This is a genomic window from Burkholderia crassaminum, from assembly GCF_964265005.1.
Taxonomy (GTDB): domain Bacteria; phylum Pseudomonadota; class Gammaproteobacteria; order Burkholderiales; family Burkholderiaceae; genus Burkholderia.
In genome coordinates this window covers 1,261,793-1,283,230 of the sequence record NZ_OZ183799.1, presented here as the reverse complement: position 1 = coordinate 1,283,230, position 21,438 = coordinate 1,261,793, and the positions used below count along the sequence as shown (strand labels likewise).

General features: G+C 66.9%; 18 protein-coding genes. 5 read left to right on the top strand and 13 right to left on the bottom strand.

From position 1 onward, the window contains the following. Positions 1–13: 13 nt before the first annotated feature. The 8 genes from ACPTTF_RS05970 to hpnI all read right to left on the bottom strand — a co-directional run bounded on the left by ACPTTF_RS05970 (position 14) and on the right by hpnI (position 7,826). The gene (locus tag ACPTTF_RS05970) at positions 14–808 is read right to left on the bottom strand and encodes an ABC transporter ATP-binding protein (RefSeq protein WP_166957709.1); all 795 of its coding nucleotides are present in this window, start codon (positions 806–808) and stop codon (positions 14–16) included. A gap of 20 nt (positions 809–828) precedes the next feature. Next, positions 829–1,542 (bottom strand): ABC transporter permease, encoded by a 714-nt coding sequence (locus ACPTTF_RS05965; RefSeq protein ID WP_043182061.1) that lies wholly within the window; start codon positions 1,540–1,542, stop codon positions 829–831. Beyond that, positions 1,539–2,228 carry a histidine ABC transporter permease HisQ gene (locus tag ACPTTF_RS05960; protein WP_166957707.1) on the bottom strand — a complete coding sequence of 230 codons (690 nt, stop codon included), beginning with the start codon at positions 2,226–2,228 and terminating at the stop codon, positions 1,539–1,541. Before ACPTTF_RS05960 ends, ACPTTF_RS05965 begins: the two co-directional genes overlap by 4 nt. Positions 2,229–2,498: 270 nt before the next feature. Next, entirely contained in the window at positions 2,499–3,056 is a 558-nt protein-coding gene (locus tag ACPTTF_RS05955) for a hypothetical protein (protein ID WP_166957705.1), read from the bottom strand. A gap of 87 nt (positions 3,057–3,143) precedes the next feature. Beyond that, positions 3,144–4,187, bottom strand: a complete 1,044-nt coding sequence (locus ACPTTF_RS05950) for an HpnL family protein (RefSeq protein ID WP_423370547.1) — start codon at positions 4,185–4,187, stop codon at positions 3,144–3,146. Further along, positions 4,184–5,068 carry a hopanoid biosynthesis-associated protein HpnK gene (hpnK, locus tag ACPTTF_RS05945; RefSeq protein WP_423370546.1) on the bottom strand — a complete coding sequence of 295 codons (885 nt, stop codon included), beginning with the start codon at positions 5,066–5,068 and terminating at the stop codon, positions 4,184–4,186. The genes ACPTTF_RS05950 and hpnK overlap by 4 nt, the downstream gene beginning before the upstream one ends. Before the next feature lie 3 nt (positions 5,069–5,071). Further along, a complete protein-coding gene (gene hpnJ / locus ACPTTF_RS05940; RefSeq protein ID WP_048249491.1) occupies positions 5,072–6,493 on the bottom strand; it encodes a hopanoid biosynthesis associated radical SAM protein HpnJ in 1,422 nt (473 codons plus the stop codon). Positions 6,494–6,650: 157 nt separating this feature from the next. Next, positions 6,651–7,826, bottom strand: coding sequence for a bacteriohopanetetrol glucosamine biosynthesis glycosyltransferase HpnI (gene hpnI, locus ACPTTF_RS05935; protein ID WP_423370545.1), 1,176 nt, complete (start codon positions 7,824–7,826; stop codon positions 6,651–6,653). 640 nt (positions 7,827–8,466) lie between these two features. On the opposite strand from hpnI, the gene ACPTTF_RS05930 reads away from it, so the two are divergent. Next, on the top strand, positions 8,467–9,465 hold the full coding sequence (locus tag ACPTTF_RS05930; protein ID WP_423370544.1) for an LLM class flavin-dependent oxidoreductase: 999 nt from the start codon (positions 8,467–8,469) through the stop codon (positions 9,463–9,465). A 36-nt stretch (positions 9,466–9,501) separates the two neighbouring features. On the opposite strand, the gene ACPTTF_RS05925 is transcribed toward ACPTTF_RS05930, so the two are convergent. Next, positions 9,502–10,563, bottom strand: a complete 1,062-nt coding sequence (locus ACPTTF_RS05925) for an alpha/beta fold hydrolase (RefSeq protein WP_423370543.1) — start codon at positions 10,561–10,563, stop codon at positions 9,502–9,504. 173 nt (positions 10,564–10,736) lie between these two features. Between ACPTTF_RS05925 and pdxY the strand changes: the two genes are divergently transcribed. The 3 genes from pdxY (at position 10,737) to ACPTTF_RS05910 (ending at position 15,539) form a co-directional block, all read left to right on the top strand. Further along, positions 10,737–11,597 (top strand): pyridoxal kinase PdxY, encoded by an 861-nt coding sequence (gene pdxY / locus ACPTTF_RS05920; RefSeq protein WP_166957694.1) that lies wholly within the window; start codon positions 10,737–10,739, stop codon positions 11,595–11,597. A gap of 275 nt (positions 11,598–11,872) precedes the next feature. Further along, positions 11,873–14,017 carry a phosphocholine-specific phospholipase C gene (locus tag ACPTTF_RS05915; protein WP_423370542.1) on the top strand — a complete coding sequence of 715 codons (2,145 nt, stop codon included), beginning with the start codon at positions 11,873–11,875 and terminating at the stop codon, positions 14,015–14,017. Positions 14,018–14,390: 373 nt separating this feature from the next. After that, positions 14,391–15,539 carry a branched-chain amino acid ABC transporter substrate-binding protein gene (locus ACPTTF_RS05910; RefSeq protein WP_423370541.1) on the top strand — a complete coding sequence of 383 codons (1,149 nt, stop codon included), beginning with the start codon at positions 14,391–14,393 and terminating at the stop codon, positions 15,537–15,539. 138 nt (positions 15,540–15,677) lie between these two features. Here the strand turns inward: ACPTTF_RS05910 and ACPTTF_RS05905 are convergent, their stop codons facing one another. Beyond that, positions 15,678–16,439 carry a FadR/GntR family transcriptional regulator gene (locus ACPTTF_RS05905; RefSeq protein WP_031400057.1) on the bottom strand — a complete coding sequence of 254 codons (762 nt, stop codon included), beginning with the start codon at positions 16,437–16,439 and terminating at the stop codon, positions 15,678–15,680. 358 nt (positions 16,440–16,797) lie between these two features. Between ACPTTF_RS05905 and gudD the strand changes: the two genes are divergently transcribed. Beyond that, on the top strand, positions 16,798–18,150 hold the full coding sequence (gudD, locus tag ACPTTF_RS05900) for a glucarate dehydratase (protein WP_423370540.1): 1,353 nt from the start codon (positions 16,798–16,800) through the stop codon (positions 18,148–18,150). Between the two features lie 212 nt (positions 18,151–18,362). On the opposite strand, the gene ACPTTF_RS05895 is transcribed toward gudD, so the two are convergent. The 3 genes from ACPTTF_RS05895 to ACPTTF_RS05885 all read right to left on the bottom strand — a co-directional run bounded on the left by ACPTTF_RS05895 (position 18,363) and on the right by ACPTTF_RS05885 (position 20,974). Further along, positions 18,363–18,827 carry a DUF2214 family protein gene (locus ACPTTF_RS05895; protein ID WP_423370539.1) on the bottom strand — a complete coding sequence of 155 codons (465 nt, stop codon included), beginning with the start codon at positions 18,825–18,827 and terminating at the stop codon, positions 18,363–18,365. A 38-nt stretch (positions 18,828–18,865) separates the two neighbouring features. After that, on the bottom strand, positions 18,866–19,672 hold the full coding sequence (locus ACPTTF_RS05890; protein ID WP_423370538.1) for a hypothetical protein: 807 nt from the start codon (positions 19,670–19,672) through the stop codon (positions 18,866–18,868). Between the two features lie 237 nt (positions 19,673–19,909). Then, on the bottom strand, positions 19,910–20,974 hold the full coding sequence (locus tag ACPTTF_RS05885) for a glycosyltransferase family 4 protein (protein WP_423370537.1): 1,065 nt from the start codon (positions 20,972–20,974) through the stop codon (positions 19,910–19,912). Positions 20,975–21,438: the final 464 nt, after the last annotated feature.

The following is a 21,438-nucleotide window of genomic DNA, read 5'->3' as shown; positions in this document are numbered from 1 at the left end:
CTGCCCTGTCGCGTTACTTGAGACTGCCCGACAGGAACTGCTTGAGCCGCTCGCTCTGCGGGCGCACCAGCACTTCCTTCGGATCGCCCTCTTCCTCGGTCCGCCCCTGATGCAGGAACATCACGTGGTTCGACACGTTGCGCGCGAAACCCATCTCGTGCGTGACGACGATCATCGTGCGGCCTTCCTCGGCAAGCTTCTGCATCACCTTCAGCACTTCGCCCACCAGTTCCGGGTCGAGCGCCGACGTCGGTTCGTCGAACAGCATCACGTCCGGATGCATCGCCAGCGCACGCGCGATCGCAACCCGCTGCTGCTGGCCGCCCGACAGGTGCGACGGATACTGCTTCTCGACGCGCGGCGCGAGGCCGACCTTCTCCAAGTATTCGCGCGCACGCTCCTCGGCTTCCTTCTTCGAAATGCCGAGTACGTGCACCGGCGCTTCCATCACGTTCTCGAGCACATTCATGTGCGCCCAGAGGTTGAAGTGCTGGAACACCATCGCGAGCTTCGTGCGAATGCGCTGAAGCTGCTTGTGATCGGCGACCTCGAGCGCACCGGCGCGGTCGGTCTTCGTGCGCACGGCCTCGCCGTCGACGACGATCTGCCCCGCATTCGGCCGCTCGAGAAAATTGATGCAGCGCAGGAACGTGCTCTTGCCCGAACCGCTCGCGCCGATGATGCTGATGACGTCACCGGCCTTCGCGTTCAGCGATACGCCCTTGAGCACTTCGTTGTCGCCGTAGCGCTTGTGGATGTCGAGCGCCGCAAGCTTGGCGGCTGCGCCCGTTTGAGTGATCTCGGCCAACTGGCTCTCCTCGAAGTGAATCAATGACGGGCGGCCGCGAGATACGCGAGCCAGTGGCGCTCCGCGCGGCGAAACGCCGCGACGAGTGCGAACGATACCGCAAGATAGATCAGCGCGGCGATCCCGAACGACTGGAACGCCATGTAGGTCGCGGAATTCGCATCGCGCGCGACCTTCAGGATGTCCGGCACGGTCGCCGTGAACGCGACGGTGGTCGCGTGCAGCATCAGGATCACCTCGTTGCTGTACAGCGGCAACGCGCGGCGCAGCGCCGACGGCAGGATCACGCGGCGATACATCGTGAACGGCGACATCCCGTACGCACGCGCCGCCTCGACCTCGCCGTGCGGAATCGCACGGATCGCACCCGCGAAGATTTCGGTCGTGTACGCGCAGGTATTCAGCGCGAACGCGAGAATCGCGCAGTTGAAGCCGCTGCGGAAGAACGCGTCGAGCAGCGAGTGCGAACGCACGAACTCGAGGCTGTACATGCCCGTGTACAGCAGCAGCAACTGCACGTAGAGCGGCGTGCCGCGGAACACGTACGTGTAGAACCGCACCGGCGTCGACACCCACTTGTTCCTCGACACGCGCGCGACCGCGAGCGGCACCGCGCACACGAAGCCGAGCGAAATCGACGCGACGAGCAGCCACAGCGTCACCGCGAGGCCGGAGAGGCGCTGGCCGTCCCAGTAAAGGAACGCCTGGCCGAATTCCTGGAGGATCTCGATCATAGTTCTGCGTGCCGCACGCCCATGGAGTAACGCTTCTCGAGCTGGATCAGCACGAGGTTGGAAACGGTCGTGATCGCGAGATAGATCAGCGCCGCGACGAGGATGAAGAAGAACATGTTGAACGTGCTCTTGCCGGCGTCCTGCGCGGCCTTCACGACGTCCGCGAGGCCGATGATCGACACCAGCGCGGTGGCCTTCACGAGCACCTGCCAGTTGTTGCCGATCCCGGGCAGCGCGAAGCGCATCATCTGCGGAAACATGATCCGCGCGAACACCCGCGCGCCGCTCATCCCGTAAGCCGCACCGGCTTCGAGCTGGCCGCGCGGCACCGACAGGAACGCGCCGCGGAAGGTCTCGGTGAAGTACGCGCCATAGATGAAGCCGAGCGTCAGCACGCCGGCCACGAACGGGTCGATGTCGATCTGGTCCCAGCCGACGAAATCGGTGAACTGGTTCAGCCAGATCTGGATGCTGTAGAACAACAGCAGCATCAGGACAAGATCGGGCACCGAGCGGATCAGCGTCGTATAACCGGTCGCGATCGCTCGCAGCACCCGGTTGGGCGACAGCTTCGCCACCGCGCCGATCAGCCCCAGCGCCACCGCAGTGGCGAGCGACAGCACCGACAGCTCGATGGTCTGCACGGTGCCGGCCCAGAGGACAGGACCAAAGCCGTAAAGGAACACGCGCGTCTCCAGAGTTGGAATGGATGCCGACGCGTATGCCTGTCCCGCGCCGGGCTGACGCGGATAGTCGCAAGCGAAATTGATTGCCTCAAACCACCTTGCACGCGATTGCTGCGTCGCAACAATCCGTCCCATCATTTGCAACTACGGCCTACGCCGCTGTTTCAAAAGGAAAAAAGCCGCTCCCTGACAACCGGATAACGGGCAGGGAAGCGGACTTTTTGCAATTTTCCGGTCGCTTTTTCGATATAGCGCCGAAGGCGGCTGCGCTTACCGCCCCTTCAGGATGTCGGAGCGCGAAGTCGTATAGACGAGCCCGTCCGGACCGAAATGAACGTTGAAGAATGCGTCGGTGTTGACGCCGTCCTCGAGCCAGCGCCAGCTCCAGACTATCTCGGGCTTGAGCGGATACTGCGCGATGTCGCCGGGCTTGCCGAGCAGGCGCCGCACCTCGTCCTCGTTCATCCCGGGGCGCACCTTCGCGAAATTCTCGGCGGTCAGCACCTGCGTCGCGCCCGTATAGCGGCCGTTCGCATCGAGATCGACGAACCACGTCTGGTTGCCCATCGGGCCGCGCGGGTATTCGAGACGCTTCGAGCCATCGGTGAAGTCGCGCTCGGTCTCGGGCTTGCCCATCGTGCCGCGCACGTCGGCCTCGGTCGATTCGCCGACCTTCAGCCCCTTCAGAAGCAGCGGCGCGGGCTTGATCGCGTTGAAGAAGTCCCTGATACGTTGCACGTCGAAGTTGCCTTGCTTGTCGTCGCAGCCGGTCAGCGCCAGCGCGGCGGCCAGCATCGTCACGGGAAGCAGCCGGAAACGGAAATTCATCGGAAGAAATGCGCGTCGAGAAAACACGCGGCAAGGATACCCGCGCGACGCCAAAAGCGCGAGACGGGCGCGCGGCCCGTCTCATGATCAATGCATCGTTTCAGTTTCGGTTTCGGCCACGCGGCTCGTCGCTTGCGGCGCGCGCGGCACGGCCGGCGGCGCGCCGATGTGGCGCCGCGTACGCACGAGTTCGGCAAGCTGCCACGAACCGAGCGCCAGACAGCCGAACAGCACCTCGCGGCCGCGCTTGACCAGCGCGAGCGACAGCGCCGTCTCGCGGTCGACGCCGAACATCTGCGCGAGCAGCACGACGGTCGCCTCCTGCACGCCGAGGCCGCCCGGCACCATGAACGCCGCATGGCGCACGGCCTGCGTCATCGCCTCGATCGCGATCGCGCCGCCAATCGACACCGGATGGCCAAGCAGCGCGAGCGCCCAGTAGATCTCGAGCGCACCGAGCACGTAGCCGGCCAGTTGCCAGAAGAATGCGCTGAACAACAGGCCCGTGCGCGACATCAGCGCATCGATATCGGCATCGAGCCGCTTGCCGTCCACGCCCTGCAACAGCCGGTGCGAATCGCCGAGCAGGCGGCCCGCGAACCGCTCGATCGCATGGAAGACACCGCCGCGGCGCATCAGCACAACGCCGAGCACGGGTAGCGGCAGTGTCAGCAGCAGCGCGAGGCCGATCGTGCCGCCGCCCATGTTGTCCGTCGTCGCGAGCAGCAGCACGAGGCCGAGCGCGGCAAACGCATACTGGACGACGATCGTCACGAGCACCTCGACGATCACCGACGCCGTCACGCGGCTCGCGTCGGGCACCTGCCAGCGCGCGAGCCGGATGCCGACCAGCTCACCGCCGATCCCGACCACCGGCAGCAGCCGGTTCACCGCTTCGCGCACGGTCGCGATCCACCAGAGGAACGGCAGCGACGAGCGCTTGTCGAGCAGCAGGTGCCACGCGTAGGCGTCGAGCAACAGCGGCAGCGCGTGGAACGGTACGAGCCACAACAGCGCGTAACCGGCGCGCGCGAGCATCCGCGACACGTCGCCGATGCCGTCGTGCAGCCCCAGCGCGAGCAGGATGCCGATGCCGATTGGCCAGCCGAGCCACTTGATCCACTTGGTCATGACGGCTGCGCTCCCGGTGCGCGCGGCGCATGCGCGCCGCGCCGCGCCGCGGGCTGGGCGAACACGTCGGCAAAACCGCCGGTCGCGACGCCCGCAGCCTTCAGCGCGGCCGCCACGCGCGGCGACAGCAGCGCATCGAGTTCGTCCACCGGACGGTAGCCGGTCATCGTCGGCGTAATCGGGCCGTCGCCGGCCTCGGCCGGATGGCAGTAGATCTCGCCGACGCCCGGCGGCAGCTTGGACAGCGCGTCGAGCAGCACGGCCTCGTCCATCGCGCCCGTGTGTTCGATCCCGACCACGTAGTCGTTGTGCGCGAGACCCGCGCGGTCGAGCCGCGCGCGCACGAGCGCGATCCACGGCTTGAGCAGCGCGGGCGCGCTCGTCTCGTACGGCAGCCGCACCGCGCGCAGCCCGTAGTCGCGGCCGATCTCGATGATCAGCGACAGCACGGTCGGATGCAGGTGGAAATGCTTGTGCGCGTTCACGTGGTCGAGCGGCAGGCCGCTCGCCGCGAACGCGTCGAACTGCGCGCGAATCTCGCGGCGCAGTTGCGCACGAACGTGCGGCAGGAAGAAGAAGCGACAGCCGTCCTTCGCCATCGCGTCGCCGAACCGCCCGTCGGAGCCGACGAGCGCGGGAATCTCATGCGCGGGCAGCGTGGCCGGCCCGTCCGCAAGCACGAGATGCAGGCCGACCGCGAGCGACGGCAGCCGCCGCGCGCGCTCGATCGCATCCTGTGCGGCGGGCGCGCCAACCATCAGGCTGGCAGCGTTCAGCACACCGTCGCGGTGCGCGCGCTCGACTGCCGCGTTGACGCGCGGGTGCAACCCGAAGTCGTCCGCGGTGAAGATCAGCGCCCGCGCCGCCCGCTGCGTCGCCACGGATTACGCCTCGTGTGCGCGCAGGAAGCGGAAGAATTCGACGCCTTCGCGCAGGCGACGCTTCATCATGTCCCAGCTCGTCAGCATCTCGCGCACGATTTCCCAGATCTTCGACGGACGGAAGTAGAACTGGCGATAGAACTGCTCGAGGTGGTGATAGATCTCGTCGCGCGACAGGTGCGCATAGCCGATCGCCGCGAGCTGCACGCCTTCCTTGCTCACCAGGTTGATCGTCTTGTTCTCTTCCATCCAGCCGTTTTCGACGGCCTGCTTGTAGAGCGTCGTGCCCGGATACGGCGCGGCGAGCGAGACCTGGATCGTGTGCGGATTGATTTCCTTCGCGTACTCGATCGTCTTCTTGATGGTCTCCTGCGTCTCGCCCGGCAGGCCGAGGATGAAGGTACCGTGGATCTTGATGCCGAGCTTCTTGCAGTCCGCGCTGAAACGACGCGCGAAATCGGTGCGCACGCCCTTCTTGATGTTCACGAGGATCTGGTCGTCGCCGGATTCGAAGCCGACCAGCAGCAGGCGCAGGCCGTTTTCCTTCATGACCTTGAGCGACTTGTACGGCACGTTGGCCTTCGCGTTGCACGACCACGTCATGCCGAGCTTGCCCAGGCCGATAGCGATGGCTTCGGCGCGCGGCAGGTCGTCGGTGAAGGTGTCGTCGTCGAACATCAGTTCCTTCACTTCCGGCATGTTGTCGCGGATCCACTTCGCTTCCGCGAGCACGTTCTCGACCGAGCGCGTGCGGTAGCGATGGCCGCTGACCGTCTGCGGCCACAGGCAGAACGTGCAGCGCGACTTGCAGCCGCGACCCGTGTAGATCGACACGTACGGGTAGTTCAGGTAGCCGATGAAGTAGTTGTCGATCTTCAGGTCGCGCTTGTAGATGGGCGCGACGAACGGCAGTTCGTCCATGTTCTCGAGGATCGGACGCGCTTCGTTGTGCTCGATCGAGCCGTCCTTCGCGCGCCAGCTCAAGCCCTTGATCTCGGGGAACGGCTTGCCTTCGGCGATTTCCTTGCAGGTGTAGTCGAATTCCTCGCGGCACACGAAGTCGATTGCCTCGCTCGCCGTGAGCGAGTTGTGCGGATCGACCATCACCTTCGCGCCCACCATGCCGACCAGCATCGACGGCTTCATCTTCTTCAGATCCTGCGCGAACATCGCGTCGGTCGGGAACGACGGCGTGCTCGTGTGGATGATCACGAGGTCGTAGTCGTTCGCGATCTTCAGCGTCTCCTCGACCGACAGGCCGTCGGCCGGTGCATCGAGGACGCGGCTGCCCGGCACGAGCGCGGCCGGCTGTGCGAGCCACGTCGGATACCAGAAGGAACGGATTTCGCGCTTCGCCTGATAGCGCGAGCCGGCTCCGCCGTCGAAGCCGTCATACGAAGGGGCCTGCAAGAACAGCGTTTTCATGAGTGCTCCGGTAGCCTGCATAGTTCGATTCGTTACAACGATTCAGTCAAAAAACCGCGGGCCGCCATGCCGGCGCCCGCCTCTCTGTCATGTCGCGTTGCGCGGCCTTGCCGCGCAGCGCGTCTCGGCCCTCGGGCCGGGTTCGATCGGAACGGCCCTAGCGGCCGTCCACTGCTTCAACGGCCGCCGTCGCGCGTTCGCCGCCAACAACCGTCATCCTCGCGCCGCGCCACACGACGTGCGTGCCGAACACGGCCGCGAGCCACTCGAGCGCGAGCAGCGTGTCGCGCACCGCGACGAGCGGCAGGTCGCGCCAGAATGCGCGCCAGCCGTCCTCGCCACGCGCGTGCAGCACGAGCCGCCCGAACGCGCCCACCACGGCCGCCCCGCCCGCCAGCGAGCCGGCGAAGGTGCCGTCGAGGCGCAGCGCGAGCGCCGCGCCGATCGCGAGCCACGGCACGGTGAACGTAATGAACAGGAACGCGAAACCGGCCGGGTTCAGCGAACGGATCGTGCGCAGCCAGCGCGTCTCGCGGTGCCACAGCGGCCCGAACGACGGCTCGATCACGTCGGTCGCGACCTCGACCTCCGACAGCACGGTGCGTCGCCCGAGGCGGCGCGGCAGCTCGGCAAGCCAGAAATCGTCGGCCAGTTCGTCCTTCAGCGCGGGAAAGCCGCCGATCCGGTCGAGCGTGTCGCGCGTCAGCGCGAGCGTCGCGCCGAAGCCGAAGCGGCTCGAGCGGCCGAGGTGCGTGATCCGGACCGACGGCGCGAACCACGCATCGACGAATTGCGCGCCGATTCGCGTCCAGAACCCGCCGACGCTGCGCGCATGATACAGGCACGTGACGACACCGACCGACACATCGGCGAGCGGCGCCGTCACGCGCTCCAGATAGTCGGGCTTCACCGCGATGTCGCTGTCCGCGATCACGATGCGGCCGTACTTCGCGCGCTCGGCGAGATTGATCAGGTTGCTGACCTTCAGGTTCTTGCCGTGCACGCGCGAGTCGACCACCAGCGTGATGTCGCACTCGGGGTAGTCGGCGCGCAGCCGCTCGACGACGGCAATGGCCGGATCGGCCGCCGACGCGACGCCGAACAGCACTTCATAACGCGGATGGCGCTGCTCGCAGAACGTCGCGAGGTTTTCGTACAGGTGCGGCTCCGCGCCGCACAGCGGCTTGAGCACGCTGACCGGCTCGAAGCCGTCGCGCACGGCCGTGCGCGGCGTACGCGGCCGCGGCGCGAACGCGGCGACGAGCGCATAGCCGGCCGCGGCCAGCGTAAAGACGATCAGGAGCCAGTCGAGCATCGTTGCGGTTGCCGTCATGCGCGACGCCTCCCGGCGACCTGAACGCCATGGAGAACGCTTGAGCGTGATTGAGCGTGATTCGATATTCCGACAACGACGAACGCGGGCACGACCCGACTCCTTGTTCCAGCAGCGTCTGTATATGAGGGAGGCTCGACCCATCCTTCGGGTGTGGCCATGCCCGGCTTCGCGTGGCGCATCTTCCGCGCAACGCCCGGACGGGATGCGGGAAGACTCGTATGGCTACCTTCGGCACAACATGGGCAGGCGCCGGATTTTAGCAGTCTGCGGCACACCGCGCTCGGCACTACGAGAAACGCACTGGTGCAATTCCGGCAAAGCTGCGCAGTCGGCGAACCATTTGAGCACACCCGCGTTTACGTTAGCGTAAGCGGTTTGCAGGCGTATTGCAGTCTTGAAAATCAAACGTTTCGTGCAAATTTGTACGTCGATGCGGATTCACATCCAATCGCCGTAAAGATTGGTAATTAATCGCAGATTAGATTGATTTTTGCAACGATCGCCGAATTCGACCCTGCACCCCTGAAAGGCGCATGGGTATCGGGCCGCCCCCAGCACGTTCCGGAACCCTTTGGCAAAATCCTTGGCATTTGTTGCGTACGCGCATCACCCCGCCCCCTCGTTCGAAGGCCAACCGATGACTCCGTTTTCCGTACTCGATCTCGCCCCCATTCCGGCCGGCGCCGACGCCTCCCAGGCTTTCCGCAACACCGTCGATCTCGCGCAGCACGCGGAACGCTGGGGTTACCAGCGCTACTGGCTCGCCGAGCATCACAACATGCCCGGCATCGCGAGCGCGGCAACAGCCGTCGTGATCGGCCATGTCGCGGGCGCCACGCGGACGATCCGGGTCGGGTCGGGCGGCATCATGCTGCCGAACCACGCACCGCTCGTGATCGCCGAGCAGTTCGGCACGCTCGCGTCGCTGTATCCGGGGCGCATCGACCTCGGCCTCGGCCGCGCGCCCGGCACCGACCAGACCACGTCGCGCGCGCTGCGCCGCGACCTGATCGGCAGCGCCGACTCGTTTCCGGACGACGTCGCCGAGCTGCAGCGCTACTTCGCGGAGCCGGTGCCCGGCCAGCGCGTGCGCGCGGTGCCCGGCGCGGGGCTCGACGTGCCGGTGTGGCTGCTGGGTTCGAGTTTGTTCAGCGCGCAGCTGGCCGCGATGCTCGGGCTGCCGTTCGCATTCGCGTCGCACTTCGCGCCGGATTACCTGATGCGCGCGCTCGAGATCTATCGTGCGCAGTACCGGCCGTCGGCCGCATGGCCGAAGCCGCATGCGATGGTCGGCGTCAACGTGTTCGTAGCCGATACCGACGACGAGGCGCGGCGCCTGTTCACATCGCTGCAGCAGCAGTTCATCAATCTGCGGCGCGGCACGCCGGGCAAGCTGCCGCCACCCGTCGACGTGCTCGAGGCCAACGAGCTCGAGCTCGCGACCGTGGCGCATTCGCTGTCGTTCGCGGCGGTCGGCTCACGCGACACGGTGCGCGACAAGCTGCGCGACCGCATCGCGCAGACGGGGGCCGACGAGCTGATCGTCACCGCACAGATCTACGATCACGCGGCACGGCTGCGTTCCTTCGAACTGACCGCGCAGATCCGCGACGAACTCGCGAGCGAAGCGCACTGACGGCACGCGCCCGGGCCGCCTGCGGCCGGCCCCGCATCACTGCGGGTGCACGGCCTCCAGCCCGTCGAGCAGCGCCTTGTGAAACGCGTCCGGGTCCTGGATCTGCGGCGCGTGCCCGAGCGCCGGGAATTCGACGAGCTGCGCGCCGGGGATCGCGGCCTGCGTCCGCTTCGCGAGTTCCGGGTAGTGGCCGAGCTTCGCATGCACGTCGGGCGGCGAGACGTCCTTGCCGATCGCCGTCGTGTCCTTGTCGCCGATCATCAGCAGCGTCGGCACGCGGATCGCGCCGAGTTCATAGACCACCGGCTGCGTGAGGATCATGTCGTAGATCAGCGCGGAGTTCCACGCGACTGCGTCGCGACCGGCACCACGGTACATCCCGGCCAGCATCTGCACCCAGCGCTCGTACGACGGCGACCACTTGCCCGCGTAGTACGTGCCCTGCTCGTAGCGGCGGATGCCGTCGGCCGTGGTCTTCTGCTCGCGCGCATACCAGTAGTCGACCGACAGCGGCGGCACGCCGAGCGCCTTCCAGTCCTCGAGGCCGATCGGGTTCACGAGCACGAGCTGGTCGGTCGCCTTCGGATACATCAGCGCGTAGCGCATCGCGAGCATCCCGCCCGTCGAGTGGCCGACGATCGTCGCCGACTTCACCCCCACCGATTCGAGCAGCGCGTGCGTGTTGCGCGCCAGTTGCTGGAAGCTGTACTGGTAGCGATCGGGCTTCGACGACTTGCAGAAGCCGATCTGGTCCGGCGCGATCACGCGATAGCCGGCGCGGCTCAGCACGCCGATCGTGTCCTCCCAGGTCGCCGCGCAGAAGTTCTTCCCGTGCAGCAGTACGACGGTGCGGCCGTTCGGGTGCGCCGGCTGCACGTCGAGGTAGGCCATTTCGAGCGTTTCGCGCTGCGATACGAACGGGTACAGATGCACGGGCGCCGGATAGGTGAACCCTTCCAGGCGCGGGCCATACACGGGCCCGTCATTGCCGGCGGGCGACGCGGCAGCCGCCACGGCAGGCATGGCGCACGCGACGGCGAAGCCCGCGCCGAGCACGGCGGCGCGCGCGGCAAACAACATCTTGCAAATCGAAAGCATGGCGATCACGGTGATTGGAGACGCACGCGGGCGGCCGGGCTGCCTCGCGCCCCGCGATTCTACGCGGTCGCGCTGACGACGGCGCGCAACACCCCGGGGCCGCGCAACTTCCGCGCGCGCGACGAACTCGGGTATCGTGTGACGTGACCCTGAAACGCGTGCAGGCGATTCCCATGAAAAACGTCCTCAGCATTCAGTCGCACGTCATCTACGGCCATGCCGGCAACAGTGCGGCCGTGTTCCCGATGCAGCGCCTCGGCGTCAACGTCTGGCCGCTCAATACCGTCCAGTTGTCGAATCACATGCAGTACGGCCATTGGGCCGGCAGCGCGATCGATGCCGCGAAGATGGAGCAGCTCGTCGACGGCATCGCCGCGATCGGCGCGCTCAAGCGCTGCGACGCCGTGCTGTCCGGCTTCCTCGGCTCGCCGCCGCAGGCGCGTGCGGCCGTCGAGATCGTGCGCTCGGTGAAGGCGATGAACCCGAACGCGTGGTACTTCTGCGATCCGGCGATGGGCCAGACGGGCGGCATCCGGCCCGAGCCCGGCGTCGAAGAATTCATGGTCCAGGAAATGCCGGCGCTCGCCGACGGCATGTCGCCGAATCACACCGAACTGCAGAAGCTCGCCGGGCGGCGCATCGAAACCGTCGCCGAAGCCGTCGAAGCATGCCGCGCGCTGATCCGGCGCGGCCCGCAAATCATCCTCGTCAAGCACCTGCACGACCGCAACAGCCCCGCCGATCGCTTCAACATGCTCGCCGTCACCGAAACCGAAGCGTGGATCGGCCAGCGCCCGCTGTACGCGTTTCCGCGCCATCCGGTCGGCGTCGGCGACCTGACCAGCGCGATCTTCGTCGCATGCCGGCTGCGCGGCGACTCCGTGCGCGCCGCGTTCGAGCACACGCTCGCGGCCGTGCATGCGGTCGTGAAGGCCACCTACGATGCGCGCCGCTACGAGCTCGAACTCGTCGCCGCGCAGGACGAAATCGCGCACCCGAGCGAATGGTTCGGTGCGTGGGTGACGGACGCCTGATACACCGGCGTCGCCCTTCGCTTCACCGGCGCGCATCCCGCGCCGCTTTCCCGCCCTGCCCCTGCCTCACCACGACCGCTAGCGATATGCCCCCCGACGCTGCGTCGAACTCGCTTCGATGCGGATGCAAACGTTTCCGGACTTCACATGAATGACACCGATTCCTCGCTATGCTCGCGGCGGCACAACCCGGCGCAGCCGCATCCTGCGACCCGGGCGTGCCCTTCCAGCAGTTCCCGCCAATCGGCTCCCCCCTTTATCACACGATAACGACCATGACCCGATCGAACCGTCGTGACTTCCTGCGCGTCGCTGCCGGCACCGCCGGCGCCGCCGCGCTGAACCTGTTCCCGCCCGTGATTCGCGATGCGCTTGCGATTCCTGCGAACCGCCGCACCGGCACCATCCGCGATATCGAACACATCGTGATCCTGATGCAGGAGAACCGCTCGTTCGACCACTACTTCGGCACGATGCGCGGTGTCCGCGGCTTTGGTGACCCGCGCCCGCTGCGCCTCGCGAACGGCAAGTCGGTGTTCCACCAGCCGGTCGGCCCGGCCGAGCTGCTGCCGTTCCATCCGGGCGCGGACAAGCTCGGCCTGCAGTTCCTGCAGGACCTGCCGCACGGCTGGCAGGACATGCACGCGGCATGGAACAAGGGCCGCTATGACCAGTGGGTGCCGAACAAGGGCACCACGACGATGGCGTACCTGAAGCGCGACGACATCCCGTTCCACTACCAGCTCGCCGACGCGTTCACGATCTGCGACGCGTACCACTGCGCGATCCCGAGCTCGACCGACCCGAACCGCTACTACATGTGGACGGGCTACGTCGGCAACGACGGCACGGGCGGCGGCCCGGTGCTCGGCAACGAGGAAGCGGGCTACGGCTGGACGACCTATCCGGAAGTGCTGGAGAACGCCGGCGTGTCGTGGAAGATCTACCAGGACATCGGCACCGGCCTGAACGCCGCCGGGTCGTGGGGCTGGACGCAGAACCCGTACATCGGCAACTACGGCGACAACTCGCTGCTCTACTTCAACCAGTACCGCACCGCGCTGCCCGGCACGCCGCTGTACGACAAGGCGCGCACCGGCACCAACATCAGCGCGGGCGGCACGCTGTTCGACGTGCTGCAGCAGGACGTGAAGAACGGCACGCTGCCGCAGGTGTCGTGGATCTGCGCGCCGGAAGCGTATTCCGAGCATCCGAACTGGCCGGCGAACTACGGCGCGTGGTACATCGAGCAGGTGCTGCAGGCGCTCGTGTCGAATCCGGAAGTTTGGAGCAAGACCGCGCTCTTCATCACGTACGACGAGAACGACGGCTTCTTCGATCACGTGCAGCCGCCGTTCGCGCCGCAGTCGCGCGACAACGGGCTGTCGACGGTCGCGACGACCAACGAAGCGTTCCCCGGCGACGCATCGCATATGGCAGGCCCGTACGGGCTCGGGCCGCGCGTGCCGATGCTCGTCGTGTCGCCGTGGACGAAGGGCGGCTGGGTCTGTTCGCAGACCTTCGATCACACGTCGCTGCTGCAATTCATCGAGGCGCGTTTCGGCGCGCAATACCCGGTCAAGGCGGGCAACGTGTCGCCGTGGCGTCGCACGGTGTGCGGCGACCTGACCGCCGCGTTCGACTTCGCGACGTCCGATGCCGCCTGGCCGACGCTGCCGGACACGAGCAGCTACGCGCCGCCCGACCGCCTGCGCCACCCCGACTACATCCCGGTGCCGCCGGTGCTGCAGAAGCTGCCGAAGCAGGAGGCCGGACTGCGTCCGGCGCGCGCGCTGCCGTACGAGCTGTTCGTGCACGGTCGCGTCGAATCGGTCAACGGCCTGTTCCGGCTGACCTTCGCGAACACGGGCCGCGCGGGCGCCGCGTTCCAGGTGCAGTCACGCAACCGACTCGACGGCCCTTGGGCGTACACGGTCGAAGCCGGCAAGCGGATCGCCGACACGTGGAGCGCCGCGGCGTCGCTCGGCCTGTACGACCTCGACGTGTACGGCCCGAACGGCTTCTACTGCCATTTCCGCGGCCCGTTCGCGACCGGCGTCGGCAGCGCGAACGTGAACCCCGAGGTGATCTACGGCTATGACGTCGCGAACGGCAACATCACGCTGCGCCTGATGAACCGCGGCCACAAGGCCGTGCGGCTCAAGGTCACGAACGCGTACGGCCACGGCCGCGCGCGCACGTTCGATCTCGCACCGGGCCAGCAGGTCGACGACTACTGGGATCTGCGCGGCAGCCACGGCTGGTACGACCTGACCGTCAGCGACGGTCGGCTGCTCGGCTTCCTGCGCCGTTTCGCGGGCCACGTCGAGACGGGCCGCCCGAGCACCAGCGATCCGCTGATCCGCACGCACGCATCGCACGACGATACCGAAGCCGCATCGGACGCCCTGTCCGACTGACGGCGTCCTGTGCGCGGCGCGGCCCCGGCGGGCCGCGCCGCCTCCCTGTCCCTCGCCCCCGCACCTCCCCCTCTCCACCCGCTCCGTTCGCGACGGGAAACTCCCGATACCAGCTGCCCCCGCACGCGCAGAAGCTATGCGCAAATCCGCACCGAATGCGCGGCAAATTGCCAAGACCCGGGCATATCGGCGACCTATATATCGAGGCGATCGGGGCTCTTCGCCGAGCCTGACGGGAGATTCTTCCGAGGATCACGATGCCGACCTCCCCGCCCGATTCCGAGAAGCGGTCGAACCGCCCGCCCGTCGCACGCGCTCAGCCGGCCCGAGCGTGTGCGGTACTCACTCGCAGGTGTCGAACAAGAGGAACAACATGAAATTCCGTCATTCCCTGCTGTCGGTGTCGATTGCATCCGCGCTTGCCCTCCTCTCGCAACAGGCCGCCCAGGCCGCCGATACGACCGACGTGAAGGTCGGTTTCGCCGCGCCGCTCACGGGCGTGAACGCCGGCTACGGCAAGGACCTGCAGAACGGCGTGCAGCTCGCGCTCGACGATGCCGCCGCGCAGAAGGTGCAGATCGCCGGCAAGCCCGCGCACTTCAACCTCGTCGTGCAGGACGACCAGGCCGACCCGCGCATCGGCGTGCAGGCCGCGCAGGCGCTCGTCGACCAGAACGTGTCGGTCGTGGTCGGCCATTTCAATTCGGGGACGACGATTCCGGCCTCGGTCGTCTACGACAAGTCCGGCATCCCGGTGATCGATCCGGCGGCGACCAACCCGACCCTCACGGCGCGCGGGCTCGCGAACATGTTCATGGTGATCGCGACCGACGGCCAGAACGCCGGCAACGCGGGCAAGTACGCGGTCGATGTGACGAAGGCGAAGCGCATCGCGATCATCGACGACCGCACCGCGTTCGGCCAGGGCGAGGCCGACGAGTTCGAGAAGGCCGTGAAGGCCGCCGGCGGGAACCTCATCGGCCGCGAATTCACCAGCAACCAGGCGGTCGACTTCCGCGCGCAGATCACGAGCCTGAAGGCCAAGAATCCCGACCTGATCTTCTTCGGCGGGCTCGATTCGCTCGCCGCGAACTTCATCAAGCAGATGCGCCAGCTCGGTCTGAACGCGCAGTTCGTCGGCGGCGGCGGCGTGAAGGACAACGAGTTCATCAAGATTGCGGGCCCGGCCGCCGAAGGCGCGATGGCGTGGGAATACGGCCGGCCGCTCGACGAGCTGCCGCAAGGGAAGGATTTCGAACAGCGTTTCAGGAAGCGCTTCGGCGTCGACGTGCTGTCGTATGCGCAGTTCGGCTACGACGCGGCCTGGGCGGCGATCAAGGCGATGCAGGCGGCCGGCTCGACCGACCCGAAGGTCTATCGCCCGGCGCTGAAGAAGATCGACTTCGAAGGCGTCACCGGCCGCATCTCGTTCGCGAACGACGGCTCGCTGAAGAGCGGGATGTCGACGCTGTACCAGGTGAAGAGCGGCGCGTGGAAGACGATCACGACGAAGGGAGGCTGATCGGCGGTGCCGGCGGCCGGCAGCGGAAACGCCGCCCGGCCCCGGTGATCGATGAACGGATATTGATCTCGTATGACGACTGATGTTGGTGCGATTCGACCGGGCCGGGCGGCACCGCGGGCCGCGCCGCCCGGCGCATCAGCCGGCCTGCGTGTCGCGTTCGGCTTCGGCCGCCTCGTGCGCGCGGCGCAGCCGCTCGCGGCTGTTGGTGAGGTGCGTGCGCATCGCGGCGCGTGCGGCCTCCGGGTCGTGGCGCGCGATCGCCTCGTAGATATCCTCGTGCTCGTGATTCAGCCGGCCGACGTAACGCTCGAGATCGTCACCGGCAAAACGGGCCGAATTCACGCGCGTGCGCGGGATGATCGACGTGCCGAGCTGCGTCATGATGTCGACGAAATAGCGGTTGCCGGTGGATTGCGCGATCTGCAGGTGGAACTGGAAATCGAGCTGCGCCGTGTCGCGGCCACCGCCCGCGCCTGTTGCGATCGCGTCGAGCGCACGCCGCAGCGCGGCAAGGTCGGTATCGTTCGCGCGCTGCGCGGCGAGGCTCGCGCATTCGCTCTCGAGGCTGATGCGCAGTTCCAGCACCGCGAGCACGTCGCGCAGCGTCGTGATCGTCGCCGGGTCGATGCCGAGCGTCTGACGGCGCGACGGCTCCAGCACGAAGCTGCCGATGCCGTGGCGGGTCTCGACGAGGCCGCTCGCCTGCATCCGCGAGATCGCCTCGCGCACGACCGTACGGCTCACGCCCTGCGCCGCCATGACTTCGGTTTCGGTCGGCAGCTTGTCGCCGGGACGCAGCGTGCCGTTTTCGATCTGCGCGGTCAGCGCGTCGACGACATCTTGTGCGAGGCTGCGTGCGCGACGGCGCGGCGCTGCGGGAAGCGTAGGCACGGACATGAGGCCGGTTCCTTTTTGAATGATCGTAATGTGAGCCGAGGGTTTACGCGGGGTTTGAGCGAAAGCCGATGATTCATTATACTGCGTCACAAGTCATCCGACGACTGATGATAGAAGCACGGATCTCCTGTCGACTCAAGCAAGCGCTCCGGCGCCGCCTGGTCCCATGCTTTACGATCAGCCAGCGTTCGCGTTCTGCGCTCCGCTGGTTCGGTTGCCGCTTCCACCCCGTTCCGGGTTGCGTCGACCTGCGGGGCTTGCGCGCCGCGCACGTCGGTTGTCGAATGATCGCACCTCCCGCCGCGCGCGGCAAAGCTTTTGCCGCACGGCATTGCCCACCCTTTCGCCATCGCCGCCCATGAACGCCGTCACCGCCTCGCCCTCCCACGACACGCCGCGCATCGTCGACCTGCAAGCGATTCCGGTCGCCGGCCACGACAGCATGCTGCTCAACCTGAGCGGCGCGCACGGCCCGTTCTTCACCCGCAACCTCCTGATCCTGAAGGACAGCGCGGGCCGGACCGGCGTCGGCGAAGTGCCCGGCGGCGAAAGCATCCGCCGCACGCTCGACGATGCGCGCGCGCTCGTCGTCGGCCAGCCGGTCGGCAATTACCACGCAGTGCTCAACGACGTGCGGCGTACCTTTGCCGACCGCGACGCGAGCGGCCGCGGGCTGCAGACCTTCGACCTGCGCACGACGATCCACGCGGTCACCGCGCTCGAAGCCGCGCTGCTCGACCTGCTCGGCCAGCATCTCGGCGTGCCGGTCGCAGCGCTGCTTGGCGAGGGCCAGCAGCGCGAGCGCGTCGAAATGCTCGGCTACCTGTTCTACGTCGGCGATCGCACGAAGACCGCGCTGCCCTACCGTGACGGCAGCGGCGCGACCGATGACTGGACGCGCGTGCGCGACGAAGCCGCGCTGACGCCCGAGGCCGTCGTGCGGCTCGCCGAGGCCGCGCATGCGCGCTACGGCTTCAACGACTTCAAGCTGAAGGGCGGCGTGTTCGAAGGCGCAAGCGAGATCGAGGCCGTGACGGCGCTCGCCGAGCGCTTCCCCGACGCGCGCGTGACGCTCGACCCGAACGGCGCATGGTCGCTCGACGAGGCCGTACGCCTGTGCCGCGACCAGCACCACGTGCTGGCCTACGCCGAAGATCCGTGCGGCGCTGAGAACGGTTACTCGGGCCGCGAGGTGATGGCCGAATTCCGCCGTGCGACGGGGCTGCCGACGGCAACCAACATGATTGCGACCGACTGGCGGCAAATGGGCCACGCGGTGCAGTTGCAGGCCGTCGACATCCCGCTCGCCGATCCGCACTTCTGGACGATGCAGGGTTCGGTACGCGTCGCGCAGATGTGCCGCGACTGGGGTCTTACGTGGGGTTCGCATTCGAACAACCACTTCGACGTGTCGCTCGCGATGTTCACGCATGTCGCGGCCGCCGCGCCCGGTCAGGTCACGGCGATCGACACGCACTGGATCTGGCAGGACGGCGAACGGCTGACGCGCGAGCCGCTGAAGATCGAGAATGGACTGGTGGAAGTGCCGAAGCGGCCGGGTCTCGGCGTCGACATCGACATGGATGCCGTCGCGGTCGCGCACGAGTTGTACAAGCAGCACGGCCTCGGCGCCCGCGACGATGCGGCGGCCATGCAGTATCTGATTCCGGGGTGGACGTTCAATAACAAACGGCCCTGTCTCGTGCGCTGAGCAAGGGACGAACCGGGCGGCCGAATCGCCCGGTCGAGCCGGAATCGGGGGAAGCGACGCGGCCCGCACCCGGCTTGCGGGTATCTGGCGGAAGATGCTGCGCGGGTCGAACGGGATGCGGATCGGGATGGTGATGGCGGGCCTGGCCGGCCGCATCTACGCGACCGCACGTACCCTGCCATCCCTAGCCGGCCAGACCTACACGGCCATACCTAGCCGGCCGCCCCAATCCCCCGCGCCATCCCCGACGCGGCAAACACGATGACGATCACCAGCAGGGCCTGCCAATGGCCGATCCGCACATAAGTGCGCGCCCGGCCGAGATCGGGCATCTGCTGTCGCCGCGCGGCCGCACGCCACCGGATCAACCCCAGCATCGGCACGACCTCGAGCAGCAGGATCAACACGAGCGCTGTCATCTTCAGGTGAAAAAGCGGCTCGTGCAGGTAGTACGCGGCGCCCTTCTCGAAACCGCCGAACGCGCGCGTGAGGCCCGTGACGATCAGCACGAGCGCCGACAGCCCCCACGCGGCATCCGCCTTGAATACGCCGGGCAGGTCGGCCGCCTGCGCCGACGCGATGAGGCGGCGTAATGCGCGGTTGCGCCCCGCGATCGCGGCAAATGCGACGCCGAACGCACTCAGGTGAATGGCAGCCAGCAACCAACGGACGATCATCACGCCTCCTTGTCGCCCGCGCCCGATGCGCAGACTTGTCAGACGATCTGCTTGAGCGCGGCGTCGAGCGCGAGCACCGCGACGCGGTCGCCTTCGGTCGCGAGCGGCGCGCGCATGACGATCTGCCGGTTATGGCCGACGGCCGCAGGCGAATCCCACAGCAGTTCGACCTTCGGTCGATTGAACAGGCTGCCGCGACGCGGCGGCACGACTGCCGGCTGCCCGTCCGTCGCGCCCTCGCCTGCGGCAGCTGCCGTACGGCCGGGCCAGCGCACCGACAGTTCGCGCGCGTCGTACTGGCCGACCTTGCGGCTTTCCATCCAGACGATCGCGGTGCGCGTCAGCACGTCGAGCGAAATCGCATAACGGCCGACCGCGAAGCGGCGGGCGGCCACGTTGGTGCGCCACAGCGGCCGCGGACGGCAGATCCAGACGATCGCCGCATAAAGCGCCGGCGCGGCAACGAGCCAACCATTGGTCGCCGTCACGGCATGCAGCGCGAGGCGCCAGCCGTCCACCCAGACGAACATACCGATCGACCAGATTGCGAACAGCAAACCGATCAGCGCAAAGACGCGCAGCGCCTGGCGCAGCCACTGCGGCAGCGGATGAAACGGCCGTTCGGCGCGCGCGACGGCACCCGGCAGCGCCAGCAGCAGGAAGATCAGCAGGAGGTAGACGAACGCCCAGGGCGACGACACCATCGCCGACAGCGACGAGCGATAGCCCATCTGGGACATCGAGAACAGCCAGCGCGCGAGCAGCACGAGACCGATCGCGCGCAACGCGAAGATCACACCGGCGCCGGGGGCCGGAGCTGCGCGCGTGGTTTTCGTTCTCGCCAAGACTGCTCTCCTCTGGATATTCGTACAGGGCCGGATTTCACGGCACGGCCATTATAGGGACATTACCGTCTGGACAGACGGCAGGATGGCGTGCCGGGCCGCTTCGGGGGCCGTTCGCGGCGTCGGGCGCGGCGAGAATACAACAGATCCGCGCCGCAGATGTGACAACGCCCCGCCGGAAACCCGGACGGGGCGTCGTTGGCAAGCCGCGCGCCGCAGTGCGGCGGCGGCCCGCAATCAGCCTGCGTTGACTTCGCGGAGCACCGTGCGACGCTTCTGGCGCAGCAGTTCCTCGTAGCCCTTCACATAGTTCTGCGCCATCACCTTCGACGAGAAGCGGGCTTCGAACGCGGCGCGGACTTTCTCGCGCGGCAGCGTGTCGAGGCGCTTGAGCGCAGCGACGGCCGACAGCTCGTCTTCGACGACGAAGCCCGACACGCCGTTGTCGATCACTTCCGGCACCGAGCCGCGCTTGAACGCGATCACCGGCGTGCCGCAGGCCATCGCCTCGATCATCACCAGGCCGAAGGGCTCCGGCCAGTCGATCGGGAACAGCAGCGCGTGCGCGTTGCCGAGGAATTCGGTCTTTTCGGACTCGCTGATTTCGCCGATGTACTCGACGTGCGGCAGCGCGAACAGCGGCTTGATCTCCTCTTCGTAGTACGCGCGGTCAGCCTTGTCGAGCTTCGCGGCGATCTTGATCGGCAGGCCGGCCTGCTCGGCGATGCGGATCGCCGTGTCGACGCGCTTCTCCGGCGAGATGCGGCCGAGGAACGCCAGGTAGCTCGGCTTCACGTTCGGGATCGGCGTCAGCAGGTTTTCCGGCAGGCCGTGGTAGACGGTCGACAGCCAGTTCGCCTGCGGCAGCGGGATGCGCTGGTTGTCGGAGATCGACACGACCGGCACGTCGCTGAATGCATTGAAGATCGGCTGCAGTTCCGGCAGGTCGAGACGGCCGTGCATCGTCGTCAGATGCGGGACCGGCTGGCGCGAGAACAGCGAAAACGGGTAGTAGTCGATGTGGCAGTGCAGGACATCGAACTCTTCCGCGCGGCGGCGCACCTGCTCGAGGAGCAGCATGTGCGGTGCCATCACGTCGCGGATCGTCGGGTCGAGGCGCAGCGCCTGCGGCCAGCAGGCTTCGAGCTTCGCGGAAGTTTGCGAATCGCCGCTCGCGAAGAGCGTGACGTCATGCCCCATCTCGACAAGTGCTTCGGTGAGGTAGGACACCACTCGCTCGGTACCACCGTACAGTTTCGGGGGCACCGCTTCGTGCAACGGAGCGATTTGGGCGATTCGCATGCGTAACTCCTAAAAAATCGGCTAAAAACCAGGTATGGGTCGGCAACCTGCCGGCGGTCCGGGCTGGATGCATGTCGTCCGAAGATCGGACGAATCAGCCTGCCGGGGGCGTCAAACCCGCGCTGCTCGAGGAGCGTCGGCGACGCGACAGGCATAGAACGTTTGAAACGAAGACCCGTTGACAGGGGTTCGTAAAAAACCTGGAATCGAACCCGGAGCCGATTATCTAGGGTTAATCCTGATACGGCGCACAACATTTCAAACACTTTACTTTGTTACAAAGGTGCAACACTTTGCAACCCGCGGACTTGGGTGTCCGTTCTAGAGTGGAAGGCCCTTTTGGCACTCCCTGCACCCGTGACTGCCGGCAGCGTGATTCCGGCACATGAGGCAGGACGGGATGCCGGATTTTATCTCAAAATCGATCGCGAGCCCCTGGCCAAGGCAAGATTCGCGCAGCGCGA